Below are 318 nucleotides of genomic sequence, written 5' to 3' on the forward strand. Positions count from 1 at the left end.
GTCCTCAGCGTTCACGCCGGATTCGAGGTAAGGAATATAGGCGCGTCCGCCGATCTCGTCGGCCATCTCTTTAAGGTGCGCCACCTGCGAGGGGGAACACGAGCTCGAAGATCCCATTGGAAATTTGCTCATCAACAGCTATGAGCGCGCCGCGGGGGAATTGGGGATCGAAGCTCCCGGGCTCAAGCTTCGATGCCTCAACGCCATTCCCTTGCGCAGAGGGCTTGGAAGGCCTCTCGCGAAGGAGGAATAGACGATGACGCACACATTGCACAGAAGGGGAAGCGCTGAGTCATTGGCCGACGATTTTGTTGTCTT

General features: G+C 57.5%; 1 protein-coding gene. It reads right to left on the bottom strand.

From position 1 onward, the window contains the following. Window positions 1–138 precede the first annotated feature (138 nt). Window positions 139–318: hypothetical protein (locus EZM41_RS13770; RefSeq protein WP_232619215.1), on the bottom strand; the 180-nt coding region annotated here is incomplete at its 5' end.

The organism is Acetomicrobium sp. S15 = DSM 107314, assembly GCF_016125955.1.
Classification (GTDB): domain Bacteria; phylum Synergistota; class Synergistia; order Synergistales; family Thermosynergistaceae; genus Thermosynergistes; species Thermosynergistes pyruvativorans.